Annotated in this window: 13 protein-coding genes; 11 read left to right on the top strand and 2 right to left on the bottom strand. The window is 74.7% G+C overall.

The genetic code is table 11. From position 1 onward, the window contains the following. Positions 1 to 18 precede the first annotated feature (18 nt). Together IE248_RS27995 and IE248_RS27990 are read left to right on the top strand one after the other, a co-directional pair. Positions 19 to 936 carry a LysR family transcriptional regulator gene (locus tag IE248_RS27995; protein WP_073797574.1) on the top strand — a complete coding sequence of 306 codons (918 nt, stop codon included), beginning with the start codon at positions 19 to 21 and terminating at the stop codon, positions 934 to 936. 116 nt (positions 937 to 1,052) lie between these two features. Then, entirely contained in the window at positions 1,053 to 1,766 is a 714-nt protein-coding gene (locus IE248_RS27990; RefSeq protein ID WP_073797575.1) for a class I SAM-dependent methyltransferase, read from the top strand. 89 nt (positions 1,767 to 1,855) lie between these two features. On the opposite strand, the gene IE248_RS27985 is transcribed toward IE248_RS27990, so the two are convergent. Beyond that, a complete protein-coding gene (locus IE248_RS27985) occupies positions 1,856 to 2,764 on the bottom strand; it encodes an alpha/beta hydrolase fold domain-containing protein (RefSeq protein ID WP_229895571.1) in 909 nt (302 codons plus the stop codon). A gap of 211 nt (positions 2,765 to 2,975) precedes the next feature. Between IE248_RS27985 and tdh the strand changes: the two genes are divergently transcribed. From tdh to IE248_RS27970, 3 genes are all read left to right on the top strand, one after another. Beyond that, positions 2,976 to 4,004 (top strand): L-threonine 3-dehydrogenase, encoded by a 1,029-nt coding sequence (gene tdh, locus IE248_RS27980; protein WP_008742289.1) that lies wholly within the window; start codon positions 2,976 to 2,978, stop codon positions 4,002 to 4,004. 681 nt (positions 4,005 to 4,685) lie between these two features. Further along, complete coding sequence (locus IE248_RS27975) at positions 4,686 to 5,894, top strand: glycine C-acetyltransferase (RefSeq protein WP_008742290.1); 1,209 nt, start codon at positions 4,686 to 4,688, stop codon at positions 5,892 to 5,894. A 39-nt stretch (positions 5,895 to 5,933) separates the two neighbouring features. Next, on the top strand, positions 5,934 to 6,848 hold the full coding sequence (locus IE248_RS27970) for a LysR family transcriptional regulator (RefSeq protein WP_008742291.1): 915 nt from the start codon (positions 5,934 to 5,936) through the stop codon (positions 6,846 to 6,848). 67 nt (positions 6,849 to 6,915) lie between these two features. On the opposite strand, the gene IE248_RS27965 is transcribed toward IE248_RS27970, so the two are convergent. After that, entirely contained in the window at positions 6,916 to 7,713 is a 798-nt protein-coding gene (locus IE248_RS27965; RefSeq protein WP_008742292.1) for a DeoR/GlpR family DNA-binding transcription regulator, read from the bottom strand. Positions 7,714 to 7,880: 167 nt separating this feature from the next. On the opposite strand from IE248_RS27965, the gene IE248_RS27960 reads away from it, so the two are divergent. From IE248_RS27960 to IE248_RS27935, 6 genes are all read left to right on the top strand, one after another. After that, positions 7,881 to 8,783: an SIS domain-containing protein gene (locus IE248_RS27960; protein ID WP_190032046.1), complete on the top strand. Its 903-nt coding sequence runs from the start codon at positions 7,881 to 7,883 to the stop codon at positions 8,781 to 8,783. Further along, the gene (locus IE248_RS27955) at positions 8,780 to 9,616 is read left to right on the top strand and encodes a class II fructose-bisphosphate aldolase (protein WP_073797578.1); all 837 of its coding nucleotides are present in this window, start codon (positions 8,780 to 8,782) and stop codon (positions 9,614 to 9,616) included. Before IE248_RS27960 ends, IE248_RS27955 begins: the two co-directional genes overlap by 4 nt. Before the next feature lie 168 nt (positions 9,617 to 9,784). After that, complete coding sequence (locus IE248_RS27950) at positions 9,785 to 10,975, top strand: acyl-CoA dehydrogenase family protein (protein WP_008742295.1); 1,191 nt, start codon at positions 9,785 to 9,787, stop codon at positions 10,973 to 10,975. Between the two features lie 264 nt (positions 10,976 to 11,239). Continuing rightward, positions 11,240 to 12,220 carry an oxygenase MpaB family protein gene (locus IE248_RS27945; protein ID WP_124289879.1) on the top strand — a complete coding sequence of 327 codons (981 nt, stop codon included), beginning with the start codon at positions 11,240 to 11,242 and terminating at the stop codon, positions 12,218 to 12,220. Beyond that, on the top strand, positions 12,202 to 14,319 hold the full coding sequence (locus IE248_RS27940; RefSeq protein WP_073797581.1) for a serine/threonine-protein kinase: 2,118 nt from the start codon (positions 12,202 to 12,204) through the stop codon (positions 14,317 to 14,319). The genes IE248_RS27945 and IE248_RS27940 overlap by 19 nt, the downstream gene beginning before the upstream one ends. Next, positions 14,316 to 15,887: a phytoene desaturase family protein gene (locus IE248_RS27935; RefSeq protein WP_190032045.1), complete on the top strand. Its 1,572-nt coding sequence runs from the start codon at positions 14,316 to 14,318 to the stop codon at positions 15,885 to 15,887. Before IE248_RS27940 ends, IE248_RS27935 begins: the two co-directional genes overlap by 4 nt. Positions 15,888 to 15,936: the final 49 nt, after the last annotated feature.

The following is a 15,936-nucleotide window of genomic DNA, read 5'->3' as shown; positions in this document are numbered from 1 at the left end:
AAGTTCTGCAAGGGATGAATGCGCGTGACGCAATCCGGGATGGACCTGAACCTGCTGGTCGCCCTGGACGTCCTCCTGGAGGAGTCGAGCGTCTCCAGGGCGGCGGCCCGCCTGCACCTGTCCGAGCCCGCCATGAGCCGCACCCTCGGCCGCATCCGCAAGGCCCTCGGTGACCCCGTGCTGGTCCGCGCCGGCCGGACCATGGTCCCCACCCCGCACGCCCTCGCCGTCCAGTGCGAGGTCAAGGCCGTCGTCGAGCGGGCCCGCGCGCTCTTCCTGACCGGGGGACAGGTGGACCTGGCCACCTTGACCCGCACCTTCACCGTGCTGGCCAACGAGGCCTTCACCGCCGTGTCCGGGGCCACCCTGTTCACCCGGATCGCGCGCGAGGCCCCCGGGGTGCGGCTGCGCTTCCTGTCGGAGAGCCACGTCGACGTGCCCGCCCTGCGCGAGGGCATGGCCGACCTCGAACTCGGCGTCGTCGACACCCGCTCCCCCGAGGTGCGCGTCGAGCACCTCTCCGACGAGCTCATGGTGGGCGTCGTACGCCCCGGGCACCCGCTGCTGGAGGGGCGGCTCACCGCCCGCCGGTTCGCCGCCGCCGACCACCTGATCGCCTCCCGGCGCGGCCGCCTCGAAGGCCCCGTCGACACCGCGCTCGCCGAACTCGGCCTGACCCGGCGGGTGGTCGGCAGCGTCGGAACCTTCCCCGCCTCCCTGTTCGTCCTGCGCGAGAGCGACCTCGTCGGGCTGCTCACCACCCAGGCCGCGCCGCTCGCCGCCGGCCTCGGACTGGAGACCTTCCGGATCCCGCTCGACCTGCCGGCCCTGCCCTTCGGCATGGCCTGGCACCCCCGCCACGACGCCGACCCGGCGCACGCCTGGCTGCGCGGCTGCGCCCGGGAGCTGCTCAGCGCGCGCCCGGCGGCGCGCTGACTCGGGACGCGCGGCGCCCCGTACGCCGTACGCACTGACCCGAACGCCTCCCCCGTCCGGGGGAGGTCCCGGTGCGGGGGCGGTCCCCCTCGCCGGGCCCGGGGAGGCTTGCGGACATGCAACAGCCGTATGACACGTCAACGACCCCGACGGCTTTCTCGGTGGCGGACGGTTTCACCCTGTGCACCGCGCTCGACGCCCTCGGCGGGGTCCACGGCCTCGACACCCTCGACCTTGCCTGCGGCCACGGCGGCATCGTCCGGCTGCTGGCGAGCGGCGGCGCCCGGCGCACCGTCGGCGTCGACAGCTGCCCCGAACGCATCCGCCGGGCGCGGGCGGAGCACCCCGAGGGGTCATCCGCCGTCGAGTACGTCGTCGCCGACGCGGTCGGCATGCCACAGCTGGGCCCCTTCGACCTGGCCACCGCCGTGTACCTCTTCAACCACGCGCCCGACCGGACGGCGCTGCACGCCATGTTCCGCTCGATCCGCGCCAACCTGCGGGCCGGCGGCCGGCTGCTGGCCATCGTCCCCAACGCCGGGGCGTTCCCGCAGGTGGACTGGTCGCCGTACGGGGTGCGGATCCTGGACCGGGTGGCGGACGGGGACGCACCGCTGCTGAAGGCGCAGTTCCTCACCGAACCGCCGCAGCACTTCGAGTACCGGGAATGGACGCACTCCGACTTCGCCGAAGCGGCCGTGGAGGCGGGCTTCTCCACCGTCGGCTGGCAGCCGGGCCGGCCCCCGCCGGCCGACGCGGTGCGGGACGAGGCGTACTGGACGGCGTACCGCGCCTGGCCGGTCAGCTCGCTGATGACGTGCACGGCGTAGCGCGGCGGGGCCACGGGCCGGGGCCCGGGCGGGCGTTCAGGCTGGTGCGCGGGCCGGTGCGCCGGCGGAGAGGGGCGCGGGGCGGGCCGTCACGGGCCGGCCGCCGTCCTGACCAGCTCCACGATCCGGTCGAGGGCCGCCCGCCCCTCCGGCACCGGCAGCAGCGGGTAGCCGTGCGGCATCCCCGGCTCCTCGTGGAACTCCACCTCGGTGCCGGCCTCCCCGGCCCTGCGCAGCAGCTCCCGGCTGTCGGTGCTCAGCACGTCCCGGCTGCCCGTGAACACGGTCAGGGGCGCCAGACCCGCGAACGACCCGTGCAGCGGACTCACCCGGGGGTCGTCGGCGGCGAGGTTGCCCGCGTACAGCCGGCCGGCCTCCAGCAGTCCCGGCCGGGCCAGCACCGGATCCGCCGCCTCGATCGCCGGCTGGTCCGGGTGGCTCATGCTCACGTCCAGCCAGGGCGAGATCAGCACGATCCGGGACGGCTGCGCCCCGGTGCGCTCCCGCAGCCGCTGCGCGGCGGCCAGCGCCAGCCCGGCCCCGGCGCAGTCCCCGACGAGCACCGTCCCGCCCGCGCCGGCGCTCGCGATCATGCCGCTCAGCAGATCGGCGGCGACCGGCACCGTCCGGTCGGCGCTGCCGCGCGGGGCCAGGATGTACGCCGGTACGACGACCTGCGCCCGGGCCCGGGTCACCAGGGTCCGGACCAGCGCCCAGTGCGGCCGCTCCAGCTCGTTGACGTACCCGCCGCCGTGCACGTACAGCACCTGCGCGGCGGGTTCGCCGCCGAGCGGGGAGAAGTCGTACACCGGCCAGGCCCCGACGAACGTCCGCGACACCTCGGCGACCCGGCCCAGCGAGCGCGGCGGCAGGTGCGAAGCGGGCCGGCGCGCCGACCGCGCCACCCGGGCCCGGACCGCCTCCGCGCTCGCGAACCGTCTTCGCCGTCCCGCCGCCTTCAGCGCGGCCGAAAGCGCCCTTGCGCGCAGACTCGGCACGCCCCCCACCTCCCCGTTCCCCTGCCCCGGACACTGCCGGGACCCCCGCCCCGTCACCTGAGGAGCATAGGCGTGAAGCTGCGCTGTCGACCCGCTTAAGAAAGTCTCGATGGACTGATCAAGGGCCCGGTCGGCAGATTGGTGCCCGTCACCGGTACCGCTCGCGCACGACGCCCGCGGTGCACCCTTCCGCATGCCTGGAGCCACCCCCATGAAGGCACTCGTCAAGCACAAGGCCGAGCCCGGGCTGTGGCTCATGGACGTCCCCGAGCCCGAGTACGGCCCCGGCGACGTGCTGATCAAGGTGCTCCGCACCGGCATCTGCGGAACCGACCTCCACATCCGCGCCTGGGACGGCTGGGCGCAGGGCGCGGTCAAGACCCCGCTCGTCCTCGGCCACGAGTTCGTCGGCGAGGTCGCGGCGCTCGGCGCGGACGTCCAGGACATCGAGATCGGCGCGCTGGTCAGCGGCGAGGGTCACCTGGTGTGCGGCAAGTGCCGCAACTGCCTGGCCGGACGCCGCCACCTGTGCCGCAGCACGATCGGGCTCGGCGTCGGGCGCGACGGCGCCTTCGCCGAGTACGTGGTCCTGCCCGCGCAGAACGTGTGGGTGCACCGGACCGCCGTGGACCTGGACGTGGCGGCGATCTTCGACCCCTTCGGCAACGCCGTGCACACCGCGCTGTCGTTCCCGCTGGTCGGCGAGGACGTGCTGATCACCGGCGCGGGCCCGATCGGGATCATGGCGGCGGCCGTGGCCAAGCACGCCGGTGCGCGCAACGTCGTCATCACCGACGTCAGCCCCGAGCGGCTGGAGATCGCCCGCAAGGCGGGCGCCACGCTCGCGGTGGACGTCCGCAACACCACGATCGCCGACGCGCAGGCGCGGCTGGGGCTGCGCGAGGGCTTCGACATCGGCCTGGAGATGTCGGGCCGCGCCGAGGCGATGCAGGACATGATCGCGAACATGACGCACGGCGGCCGCATCGCGATGCTGGGCCTGCCCGCGCAGGACTTCCCGGTCGACTGGGCCAAGGTCGTCACCTCGATGCTCACCATCAAGGGCATCTACGGGCGCGAGATGTTCGAGACCTGGTACGCGATGACGGTGCTGCTGGAGGGCGGGCTGGACCTCAGCCCCGTCATCACCGGCCGGTACGCGCACACGGAGTTCGAGGCCGCCTTCGACGAGGCGTCGACCGCCCGCAGCGGCAAGATCATCCTCGACTGGACCGCGTAACCGGACCGCCGCCGCGCTGGCCGCGCCGTACGGCCCGGCCAGCGCAGCCCGGTCCGCCCCGGGCGGCACGCCGCCCGGCGAGACGGCGGCCCCGGAGCCGGGTGCCGACGGCCGCAGGCCGCCGAAGGCACCGGGCCGCCGGTGACCCGGGCAGGACGCCCCGCGCCCCTGGGCCCGGGCCCGCCCGTCGGCAACGGCCGATGGCCCGGGACCGCCCGGGCTGCCGATGGGGCCGGGGGTACTCACGCCCCGTGCGCAGTGCCCCGAGCCCGTCGGCGCCGGGCCGCCGGGCCGGCAACGGCGCCGGGCCGGCAAAGGCGCCGGGCCGCCGGTGGCGCCGGGGCAGCCGGTGGCCGGGGTCACCGAGACTGCCCCGGGCCGTCGGCAGCGTCAGGCCGGCAGCGGCCCCACGCCGTCGGTGGCCGGGGCCGTAGAGGCTGCCCCGGCTGCCGGTAGCGTCGAGCCGGCAACGGCCCTGGGGCGCCGCTCGCGGGTCCCTGGTCGTTCACAGCCCCGCGCGGGCGGTGGCGCTCCCGGCGCCCCGTTCCGTACCCACCGGTTCCGTACCAGCAGCTCCCACAGACCATTTCCCTCCGGCCGGGCCCCGCCCACCCTCCCCCCTCCGGCGGGGCCCGGCCCCCTCCCTCCGCCGCCGCACACAGGAGAAAGAGAGCACCGCACATGTTCGAGACCGTCCGCGAGGACCTCCGTACCACCCTCGACGAGATCCGTTCCGCCGGTCTGCACAAGCCCGAGCGCGTCATCGGCACCCCGCAGAGCGCCTCCGTCGCCGTCACCTCCGGCGGTGCCCCCGGCGAGGTCCTCAACTTCTGCGCCAACAACTACCTGGGCCTGGCCGACCACCCCGAGGTGGTCGCCGCCGCCAAGGACGCCCTGGACCGCTGGGGCTACGGCATGGCCTCGGTCCGTTTCATCTGCGGCACGCAGGAGGTGCACAAGGAGCTGGAGGCGCGGCTCTCGGCCTTCCTCGGCCAGGAGGACACGATCCTCTACTCCTCCTGCTTCGACGCCAACGGCGGCGTCTTCGAGACCCTCCTCGGCGCCGAAGACGCGGTGATCTCCGACGCCCTCAACCACGCCTCGATCATCGACGGCATCCGCCTCTCCAAGGCCCGCCGCTTCCGCTACGCCAACCGCGACATGTCCGACCTGGAGCACCAGCTCAAGGAGGCGGCCGCCGGCGGCGCCCGCCGCAAGCTGATCGTCACCGACGGCGTCTTCTCCATGGACGGCTACGTCGCCCCCCTCCAGGAGATCTGCGACCTCGCCGACCGCTACGACGCGATGGTCATGGTCGACGACTCCCACGCCGTCGGCTTCGTCGGCCCCGGCGGCCGCGGCACCCCGGAGCTGCACGGGGTCATGGACCGCGTCGACATCATCACCGGCACCCTCGGCAAGGCGCTCGGCGGCGCCTCCGGCGGCTACGTCGCGGCCCGTGCCGAGATCGTGGCGCTGCTGCGCCAGCGCTCGCGCCCGTACCTCTTCTCGAACTCGCTCGCCCCGGTGATCGCGGCCGCCTCGCTGAAGGTCCTCGACCTGCTGGAGTCCGCCGGTGACCTGCGCGAGCAGCTCGCCGCGAACACGGCGCTGTTCCGCTCGAAGATGACCGAGGCCGGCTTCGAGATCCTGCCCGGCGACCACGCCATCGCCCCGGTGATGATCGGCGACGCGGCCGAGGCGGCCCGGATGGCCGAGCTGCTGCTGGAGCGCGGCGTGTACGTGATCGGGTTCTCGTACCCGGTGGTTCCGATGGGCGCGGCCCGGATCCGGGTCCAGCTCTCGGCGGCCCACTCCACGGCCGACGTGGAGCGCGCCGTGGCGGCCTTCGTGGACGCCCGCGCGGCGCTCGCGACCGCTGGGGCCTGAGGGACGGGGGAGACCCCTGAGCCCTGAGACAATGGCGGTGTGATCGACCCCCGCCGGCTGCGCATCCTGCGGGCCGTGGCGGATCACCGTACGGTGACCGCCGCGGCCGCAGCCCTGTACCTCACCCCCTCCGCCGTCTCCCAGCAGCTCGCCGCGCTGGAGCAGGAGACGGGGCACGCGCTGCTGACCCGCAGCGGGCGGGGGGTGCGGCTCACCGCCGCCGGCGAGATCCTGCTTGGGCACGCCCACGAGGTGCTGGCCCAGCTGGAGCGCGCGGAGGCGGAACTCGCGGCGTACGCGGGCGGCTCGGCGGGCGAGGTGACGGTGGCCGCCTTCGCGACCGGTATCGCCGAGGTGCTCGCCCCGGCCATCTCCCGGCTCGGCCGGGAGCACCCGGGGATCCGGCTGCGCGTGCGCGACGCGGAGGGCGACCAGAGCCTGCCGCTGCTGCTGGACGGCGAGGCCGACGTCGCGCTCGCGGTCGAGTACCGGGGCGCACCGGGCGCCGACGACGGCCGGCTGTCCGTCCTGCCGCTGTACGCGGAGCCCTTCGACGCGGTGCTGCCCTCGGGGCACCCGCTCGCCGACCTCCCGGCGGTGGCGCTGGGGGACCTGTCGGACTCCGACTGGGTGGGCCAGTACCCGGGGAACCCGTGCCACGACGTGACCCTGCTGGCGTGCGAACTCGCCGGGTTCCAGCCCCGGTTCGCGCACTCCTCCGATGACTTCCGGGCCGTGACGGCGCTGGTGGGCGCGGGGGCCGGGGTGGCCCTGGTACCGCGGTCCGCGCTGCGCGGCATGGACCTCAAGGAGGTCCAGGTGCGCCCCGTCGCCGGTCCGGCGGCCACCCGCCGCGTCTTCGCCGCGGTCCGCCGGGGCGCCGAGTCCCACCCGCTGATCGCCCCGGTCCTGGCCGCCCTGTCCCGCGAGGCGGAACGCCTGCCGGAGCACTGACGGCGGGCCGCGGCTACACCCGTACGACGGGGGCCGCGGGCTACACCCGTACGACGGCGGGCCGCGGCTACACCCGTACGACCTCCACGCCCGCCGACTCGAACGGCTCCGCGCCTGCGTCCGAGAGTCCCGTGTCCGTGACCAGGACGTCCACCGCGGAGGTCGCGCAGATCCGGGCGAAGGCGCGGACGCCGAGCTTGCTGGAGTCGGCCGCGATGATCACGCGGCGGGCGCGCTCGCAGAGTAGGCGGTTCATCGCCGCCTCGTCCTCGTGGCGGGTGGCCGCCCCGTCGGCCGGGTCGAAGGCGTCGACGCCGACCACCGCCGTGTCCACGGTGAGCTGCCCGAGGACGCCCTGGGCCAGCGGGCCGGTCAGCTCGTACGACTGGGGGCGGGCCACCCCACCCGTCAGCACGATCTTGAACTGCGGTCTGATGACGAGCTCGCCCGCGATGTTGAGGGCATTGGTGACCACCGTCAGCGCGGGCGAGCCGGCGGCCGGTCCGGCCGGGGCCGCCAGGTCGGCCCGGCCGGCGAGGGTGCGCGCGACCTCCGTCGTGGTGGTGCCGCCCGTCAGGCCGATCACCTCGCCCGGCACGATCAGCGCCGCCACCGCCTCGCTGATCCGCCGCTTCTCGGCGGCCCGGCGCGAGGTCCGGTAGCGCAGGGGGAGTTCGTACGAGACCCCGTGCGGCACCGCCCCGCCGCGCGTGCGGACCAGCAGCTGCTGCTCGGCCAGCTGGTCGAGGTCGCGGCGCACGGTCGCGGCGGACACCCCGAGGGCCTCCGCGGCGGGCTCCACCTCCAGCTCGCCCCGCTCCACCAGCAGATCCAGCAGCGTCTGCCAGCGCTCCTTGCGGGTCATCCGGGCCCGCCCCCTTCGGTGTCTTCCCGGCTGCTCCGGGTGCTCTCTCGGCCTACCCGCCGACACTAACCCAGGCGCTCAAGGGGCAAATGCTTGAAGTTGCGCGAAACAGGCCGATACCTTGCAGGAAAACGCAGCCATCGCAGCCAACGCGCTAGGGAGCCGCCATGAGCCACGTCGCGTACGAGTTGGGCACGCAACCCGAGTGCTGGGAACGGGCCGCCGAACTGGCCCCGGCCCACCGGGCGGTGCTGCCGCGGCCGGGGGAGCGGACCGCGATCGTCGGATGCGGGACCTCCTACTACATGGCCCAGGCGGCCGCCGCGCTGCGCGAGGAGGCCGGTCACGGCGAGACCGACGCCTTCCCCGCCTCCGAGTTCCCGCGCCACCGCCGCTACGACCGGGTCGTCGCGCTCACCCGGTCGGGGACCACCACCGAGGTGCTGGACCTGCTGGCCGCGCTGCGGGAGTCGGGCGTGCCCACCACGGCCGTCACCGGCGACCCGGCGACCCCGGTGATGACGCTCGCGGACGGGCTCGTCGTACTGGACTTCGCCGACGAGCGGTCCGTCGTCCAGACCCGGTTCGCCACCACCGCGCTGACCCTGCTGCGCGCCCATGTCGGCCGCCACACCCCGGGCGCGGTCGCCGACGCCCGGACCGCCCTCGCGGAGCCGGTGTCCGAAGAGCTCGTCAGCCGGGGGCAGTTCACCTTCCTGGGGCGCGGCTGGAGCGTGGGGCTCGCGCACGAGGCCGCGCTGAAGATGCGGGAGGCCTCGCTGTCGTGGGCCGAGTCCTACCCGGCGATGGAGTACCGGCACGGGCCCGTCAGCGTCACCGGGCCCGGCACCGTCACCTGGTCCCTCGGCGAGGCGCCCGAGGGGATCGCCGAGCAGGTGCTCGCGACCGGCGCCCGGTGGGTGGCCGGGCGGCTCGACCCGCTCGCCGAGCTGGTACGGGTGCACCGGCTGGCCGTGGCCGTCGCCGCCCACCAGGGGCTGGACCCGGACGCGCCGCGCCATCTGACCCGGTCGGTGATCCTCAACTCGGGCGAGGGGGCGGTCCGATGAGCATCGCCCCCGCCGGAGCGCTCGTCCTGGAGGCGGCCGCCGCGGGCCGCGCCGTCGCCGCGTTCAACATCATCACCCTGGAGCACGCCGAGGCCGTCGTCGCGGGAGCGGAGGCCGCCGGGCTGCCCGTCATCCTGCAACTGAGCGAGAACGCCGTGAAGTTCAGGGGCGGACAGCTGCTGCCCATCTCCCGCGCGGCCGCCGCCTGCGCCGAGGCGGCCGCCGTCCCGGTCGGGCTGCACCTGGACCACGTCAAGAGCTCCGAACTGCTCCGGCAGGCGGTCGACGCGGGATTCAGCTCGGTGATGTACGACGCCGCGCAGCTGCCCTACGCCGAGAACCTGGAGGCGACCCGCTCCGCGGCCGACTGGGCACACGCCAACGGGCTCTGGATCGAAGCCGAGTTGGGGGAGGTCGGCGGCAAGGGCGGCGCCGCGCCGCTGGATCCGCACGCGCCCGGCGCCCGTACCGATCCGGACGAGGCGCGGCGGTTCGTCGCCGACTCCGGCGTGGACGCGCTGGCCGTGGCCGTCGGCAGCAGCCACGCCATGACCAGCCGCACGGCCTCGCTGGACCACGCCCTGCTGGCCCGGCTGGCCAAGGCCGTGGACGTCCCGCTGGTCCTGCACGGCTCGTCGGGGCTGCCGGACGGGGAACTCGCGGCGGCCGTCGCGGGCGGCATCCGCAAGGTCAACATCGGCACGGCCCTGAACGTGGCCATGACCGGCGCCATCCGCGCGCACCTCACCCCGGCGGACCCGCGCCCGTACCTGACCGCGGCCCGCACGGCCATGGCGGCGACGGCCGAGGCGATGATCGGCGCCCTGAACTGACCGCCGGCCGCGCCGCGTCCACGAGCCGGACGCGGCGCGCCCCTCCCGATGCGCCGATCCCCCGATCCCCCGATCCCCGATCCGACACGAAGGACTTCCGGATTCTTGTAACAGGTTCTACTCTGCCCTCCGCCAGCGACGACGGACCGCGAGACTCCCGGAGGGGCCGTGCACCTCGAATACACGCCTGAGCAGCAGCGGTTGCGCGCCGAGCTGCGCGCCTACTTCGCCGAGCTGGTGCCCGAGGACGTCTACGCCCGCTACGAGGACCCGGCCGCCCAGAAACGCTTCTACCGCGAGACCATCCGCCGCCTCGGCGCCGACGGCTGGCTCGGGGTCGGCTGGCCCGAGGAGTACGGCGGGCGCGGCATGTCGCCCATGGACCAGTTCATCTTCTTCGACGAGGCCGCGCAGGCGGTCGTCCCGCTGCCGCTGATGGCCCTGAACACCGTCGGCCCGACGATCATGCAGTTCGGCACCGACGAGCAGAAGGCGTACTTCCTCCCGCGCATCCTCGCCGGCGAGATCGACTTCGCCATCGGCTACAGCGAGCCCGACGCCGGCACCGACCTCGCCGCGCTCAAGTGCAAGGCCGTCCGCGAGGGCGACGAGGAGAGCGGCACCTACGTCGTCAACGGGCAGAAGATCTGGACCACCAACGGCGACACCGCCGACTGGGTCTGGCTCGCCGTCCGCACCGACCCGGACGCCCCCGCCCACAAGGGCATCACCATGCTCCTGGTCCCGACCTCGGACCCCGGATACTCCTGCACCCTCATCAACACCCTCGCCTCGCACGACACCACCGCCAGCTACTACGAGAACATCCGCGTCCCGGCGAACCGCCGCGTGGGCCAGGAGAACAAGGGCTGGCGCCTGATCACCAACCAGCTCAACCACGAGCGCGTCACCCTCGCCGCCCACGGCACCATGGCCATCCGCGCCCTGCACGACGTCCAGCGCTGGGCCGCCGACACCAAGCTCGCCGACGGCCGCCGCGTCATCGACCTCTCCTGGGTCCGCGGCCGCCTCGCCCGCACCCACGCCCGCCTCGACGCGATGAAGCTCCTCAACTGGCAGATGGTGGGCGCCGTCCAGGCCGGCTCCCTCACCCCGCAGGACGCCTCCGCGGTCAAGGTCTACGGCTCGGAGGCCCGCCGCGACGCGTACGCCTGGCTCATGGAAGTGGTCGGCGCGGCCGGCTCCCTCAAGGACGGCTCCGCCGGCGCGGTCCTGCACGGCGAACTCGAACGCGGCTACCGCAGCGCGGTCATCTTCACCTTCGGCGGCGGCAACAACGAGATCCAGCGCGAGATCATCTCCTGGATCGGCCTAGGCATGCCCCGCGTCCGCCGCTGACCGCGCGCCCCGGCTCCGGGTCAGGGGGGTGCGGCCCGCCAACGCCTCGTGCAGCCGGGGCGTCGGCGGATGCCGAGGAAGGCCGCGTACACCATGCCGTGGACGTCGAAGGTGGCAGCGGGCGTAAGGACCGGAGGATCGGATCACCCGCGTCCGGGGAAGGAGACGTCATGGCGGTGAGGATACGGGCGGCGACCGACAGCCGGCCGAGGCCGCGAAACGATCGCGTCGCGAGGGGCGATGCCTCGTCGCGGGAGGTGCGTCATGCGGCACAGCACGGCTGCGGTGCGACCGGCGGCCGGGGGCGATCCCGGGCTGTACGGGCCGGGGTCCGTGACCTGGCAGTGCCACGGGGATCCGGTGATGTGGATCGCCGGCGTACGGGCGCTGTACCTCCAGGCCCTGCATCCGCGCGCCGTCCGGGGGGTCATGGAGAACTCCGACTTCCGGGCGGACGCCTGGGGGCGGCTGCTGCGGACCGCCGACTTCGTCGGCACGCTCACCTACGGCACCACCGACGCCGCCGAGCGGGCCGGGGCCCGCGTCCGGCGGATCCACCGGACGCTGTCCGCCACCGACCCCGTCACCGAGGAGCGCTTCCCCGTCGACGATCCCGCGCTCCTGCTCTGGGTGCACTGCGCGCAGATCGACAGCTTCCTCCACGTCCTGCGCCGCTCCGGCGTGCCCCTCACCCCCGCCCAGGCCGACCGCTACGTCGACGAGAACCGGGTCAACGCCCGCCTCGTCGGGCTCGACCCGGACGGGGTCCCCGCCGACACCGCCCAGCTGGCCGCCTACTTCGAGAAGGTCCGGCCCGAGCTCGCCGCCGGCGCCGACGCCCGCGAGGTGGACGACTTCCTGAGTGCCCCGCCCGTCCACCCGCTGCTCGTCCCTGGCCGAAACCTGCTGTGGCGGCCGCTCGCCGGCCTCGCGTACGGATCCCTCCCCGGCTGGGCGCACGAGCTGTACGGGAGACCCGCGCCGCCCCCGCGCACCATCACCCGGCGCCTGCGCCTCACGGGCCACCTGCTGCGCTCCGTTCCCGCAGGTCTGCGCTGGCAGCTGCCTCCAGGTCACATCTTGAAGGCGATGCGCCGCATGGGCCCCGGCAGTCGCCCCTCCCCGTACACACTGCGTACATCAGCCTCCATACTGGACCGGCCGGGGAGGGCACAGGACGCACAGGGCGCACAGGACGCGGCAGACAACGGGGGCGGCTTCAAGACATGGCGGAGTCCAGACTGATCCAGGGCCGGTACCGGTCGCTCGATCTGATCGGGCGCGGCGGCATGGGCGAGGTGTGGCGGGCCCGGGACGAATCGCTGGGCCGGCAGGTCGCCGTGAAGTGCCTCAAGCCGATCGGGCCCGAGCAGGACGCCCACTTCACCCAGGTGCTGCGCGAGCGGTTCCGCCGCGAGGCGCGCGTCGCCGCGTCCCTCCAGCACCGGGGCGTGACCGTCGTCCACGACTTCGGCGACGACAGTGCCGCGGGCGGCCCCCTCTACCTCGTCATGGAACTCCTCGAAGGCCGCAACCTCAGCCAGCTCATGGAGGAGAACGAGGCGCGCCCGCTGCCCGTGGACGTAGTCGTCGACATCGCCGAGCAGCTGGCCGCCGCCCTCGGCTACACCCATGACCAGGGCGTCGTCCACCGCGACCTGAAGCCCGCCAACATCATGCGGCTCACCGACGGCACCGTGAAGATCTGCGACTTCGGCATCGCCCGCCTCGCCCACGACATCGGCTTCACCGCCAAGCTCACCGGCGGCGGCATGGCCATGGGCACCCCGCACTACATGTCGCCCGAGCAGATCGCCGGCGGCGAGGTCGACCACCGCAGCGACCTCTACTCCCTCGGCTGCGTGCTGTACGAGATCGCCACCGGCGCCCCGCCCTTCGACCTCGGCGACTCCTGGTCCGTGCTGGTCGGGCACCGCGACAACATCCCCGTACCGCTGCGCGAACACCGCCCCGAACTGCCCGAGTACATCGAGCGGGCCGTCCTCGACCTGCTCGCCAAGCGCCCCGAGGACCGCCCCGGCGACGCCCGCCACCTGCACCGCACGCTCGTCGAGGCCCGCCTCGGCCCCGGCGGCCCGCCCGGCGGCCCGCACACCGTCCACCACGCCCCGCTGCCCGTGTGGGCCCAGGGCATGACCGCGGGCCGCAAGGCGGGCATCGACGCCCGCCCCGCCAGCGGCGAATGGGCCGTCCTCACCGGCTCCTGGACCGCCGCCCGCACCGCCGCCGCCCCGGCCGACGGCGCGCCGCGCGTCAGCGGTGCCCAGCGGATCCTGCGGCCCGCGGCCGCCGAGGACCCGCGGCTGACCGCCGCCTACGGGCTGCCGCGGCCCGTCGGCCCCGGCCCCGCCGACCCCGACCACCCCGACGCGCTCGCCGCCGGGCACACCCGCGCGTTCACCCTCAGCCGCGCCGGCCGCCCCGAGGAAGCCCTCGCCCTCTACGCGACGGTGGCCGCCGGGCGCGCCCGCGTGCTCGGCCCCGACCACCCGGACACCCTCGCCGCCCGCCAGGAGGAGGCGTACGAGCAGGGCCGGCTCGGCCGCCACCGCGAGGCGTACGAGATCTACGGCGCGGTACTGGCCGCCCGCGCCCGGACCATGGGCCCGCGCCACCCCGACACCCTGCGCTGCCGCCACAACCTGGCCTGCGCCATGGGCGCCCTCGGCCGGTACGAGGACGCCCTGCGCACCGCCGCCGACGTGGCCGGCGACCGGGCCGCCGTCCTGGGCCCCGAGCACGCCGACACCCTGCTGACCCGGTACGAGGTGGCCTACGCCCTGGGCCGGCTCGGCCGCTGGGACGAGGCGCTGGCCGCGTTCCGCGAGGTGGCCGCCGTACGGGAGCGGGTGCTCGGCCGGGACCACCCCGACGCCCTCGCCGCCCGCTACGAGATCGGCATCGCCCTCGGCCGCACCGGCCGCGCCGCCGAGGCCCTCGACCTGTTCCGGGGCCTGGTCCGCGACCGCACCCGTGCCTACGGCGCCACCGACCCCGAGACGCTCCGCGCCCGGCACGTCCTCGGAGTCAACCTGGGCCGCCTGGAGCGCTGGGAGGAAGCGGTGGCCGAGGCACGCCAGGTCGCCGCGGCGCGCGCGGCGGAGCTCGGCGCCGAGCACCCGGACACCCTGGTCAGCCGCCGTGAACTGGCCGTCGGGCTCGGCCGGCTCGGCCGCTGGCACGAGGCGCTCCCCGTGTACCGGGAACTCTCCGGTATCCGCGAACGATCCCTCGGCGACGAACATCCCGAGACCGTCGCGGCCCACGCCGACGAGGCACACTGTCTGGAGCGACTGGGCCAGGTGTGTTACCAAGAGCCATGACGACGGACGTGTTCGGATCTGACGTATACGACGCGGTGATCGTGGGGGGCGGGCACAACGGCCTGGTCGCCGCCGCCTACCTGGCCCGGGCGGGGAAGTCCGTCCTGGTCCTGGAACGCCTCGGTCACACCGGCGGGGCCGCGGTCTCCACCCGCCCGTTCGCCGGCCTGGACGCCCGGCTGTCGCGCTACTCCTACCTGGTCTCGCTGCTCCCGCCGAAGATCGTCCGCGAGCTCGGACTCCGCTTCGAGGTACGCCGGCGCTCGGTCTCCTCGTACACCCCCACCGAGCGCGACGGACGGCCCGGCGGGCTGCTCGTCGGCGGCGACGAGTCGCGCACCAGGGAGTCCTTCGCCCGGCTGACCGGTTCGGACCGGGAGTACGAGAGCTGGCGCGCCTTCTACGGGACGACCGGGCAGGTCGCCCGGAAGGTGTTCCCGACGCTGACCGAACCGCTGCCGACCCGGGCGGAGCTGCGGGCCCGCGTCGACGACGAGGCCGCCTGGCGGATGCTCTTCGAGGAACCGCTCGGGCGGGCCGTGGAGCGGAACTTCACCGACGACCTGGTCCGCGGCGTGGTCCTCACGGACGGGCTGATCGGCACCTTCGCGGACGCCCACGACCCCTCGCTCGCGCAGAACCGCTGCTTCCTCTACCACGTCATCGGCGGCGGCACCGGCGACTGGGACGTCCCGGTCGGCGGGATGGGCGCCCTCACCGACGCCCTGGCCACGGCCGCGCGGGCCGCCGGAGCGGAGATCGTCACCGGGCACGAGGTGCTCCGGATCGACACGGACGGGACGGCTCCGGCCGAGGTGACCTTCCGCACCGCTACCGGGGAGGGCCGGGTCGTCGGACGGAACGTACTGGTCAACGCCTCGCCTCAGGCCCTGGCCGGACTGCTCGGCGAGAGCGCCCCGACCCCGGCCGAGGGCGCGCAGCTCAAGGTCAACATGCTGCTGCGGCGGCTGCCCCGGCTGCGGGACACCTCGGTGGACCCGCGCGAGGCCTTCGGCGGCACCTTCCACATCGCCGAGGGGTACGAGGAACTGCGCCGGGCCCACGCCGAGGCGGCCTCCGGCGAGCTGCCCTCCGTACCGCCCTCGGAGATCTACTGCCACTCGCTGACCGACCCGTCGATCCTCGGGCCGGATCTGGTGGAGCGGGGCTACCAGACGCTCACGCTGTTCGGCCTGCACACCCCGGCCCGGCTGTTCGAGAAGGACAACCAGGGGGTGCGCGAGGTGCTGCTCACCGGCACGCTCGCGCAGCTCGACGCGCACCTCGCCGAGCCGATCACCGAATGCCTCGCGCTCGACGCCGACGGCCGGCCCTGCATCGAGGCCAAGACCCCGCTGGACCTGGAGCGCGAACTGCGGCTGCCCGGCGGCCACATCTTCCACCGGGACCTGTCCTGGCCGTACGGGGACGGGGCGGACGGGTCCCGGTGGGGAGTGGAGACGACCCACCCGAACGTGCTGCTGTGCGGGGCGGGCGCGGTCCGCGGCGGCGGGGTCAGCGGGGTCCCCGGCCACAACGCGGCCATGGCGGTCCTGGAACGGGCCTAGGGCCTGTCCGATGGGACGCAGCACCGATCGGGCACAGGGTGGGCAGTGA

Origin of the sequence: Streptomyces goshikiensis (assembly GCF_014650555.1) — a bacterium.
In the GTDB taxonomy this organism is placed as follows: Bacteria; Actinomycetota; Actinomycetes; order Streptomycetales; family Streptomycetaceae; genus Streptomyces; species Streptomyces goshikiensis.
The sequence above is the reverse complement of the archived record's forward strand: the minus strand, read 5'-3'. Positions and strand labels throughout refer to the sequence as shown.

Coding starts and splice junctions, on each gene's coding strand:
- IE248_RS27995 (WP_073797574.1), top strand. CDS start 19: ATGCGCGTGACGCAATCCGGGATGGACCTGAACCTGCTGGTCGCCCTG.
- IE248_RS27935 (WP_190032045.1), top strand. CDS start 14,316: ATGACGACGGACGTGTTCGGATCTGACGTATACGACGCGGTGATCGTG.
- IE248_RS27960 (WP_190032046.1), top strand. CDS start 7,881: ATGAGCCACGTCGCGTACGAGTTGGGCACGCAACCCGAGTGCTGGGAA.
- IE248_RS27990 (WP_073797575.1), top strand. CDS start 1,053: ATGCAACAGCCGTATGACACGTCAACGACCCCGACGGCTTTCTCGGTG.
- IE248_RS27955 (WP_073797578.1), top strand. CDS start 8,780: ATGAGCATCGCCCCCGCCGGAGCGCTCGTCCTGGAGGCGGCCGCCGCG.
- tdh (WP_008742289.1), top strand. CDS start 2,976: ATGAAGGCACTCGTCAAGCACAAGGCCGAGCCCGGGCTGTGGCTCATG.
- IE248_RS27940 (WP_073797581.1), top strand. CDS start 12,202: ATGGCGGAGTCCAGACTGATCCAGGGCCGGTACCGGTCGCTCGATCTG.
- IE248_RS27965 (WP_008742292.1), bottom strand. CDS start 7,713: ATGACCCGCAAGGAGCGCTGGCAGACGCTGCTGGATCTGCTGGTGGAG.
- IE248_RS27945 (WP_124289879.1), top strand. CDS start 11,240: ATGCGGCACAGCACGGCTGCGGTGCGACCGGCGGCCGGGGGCGATCCC.
- IE248_RS27975 (WP_008742290.1), top strand. CDS start 4,686: ATGTTCGAGACCGTCCGCGAGGACCTCCGTACCACCCTCGACGAGATC.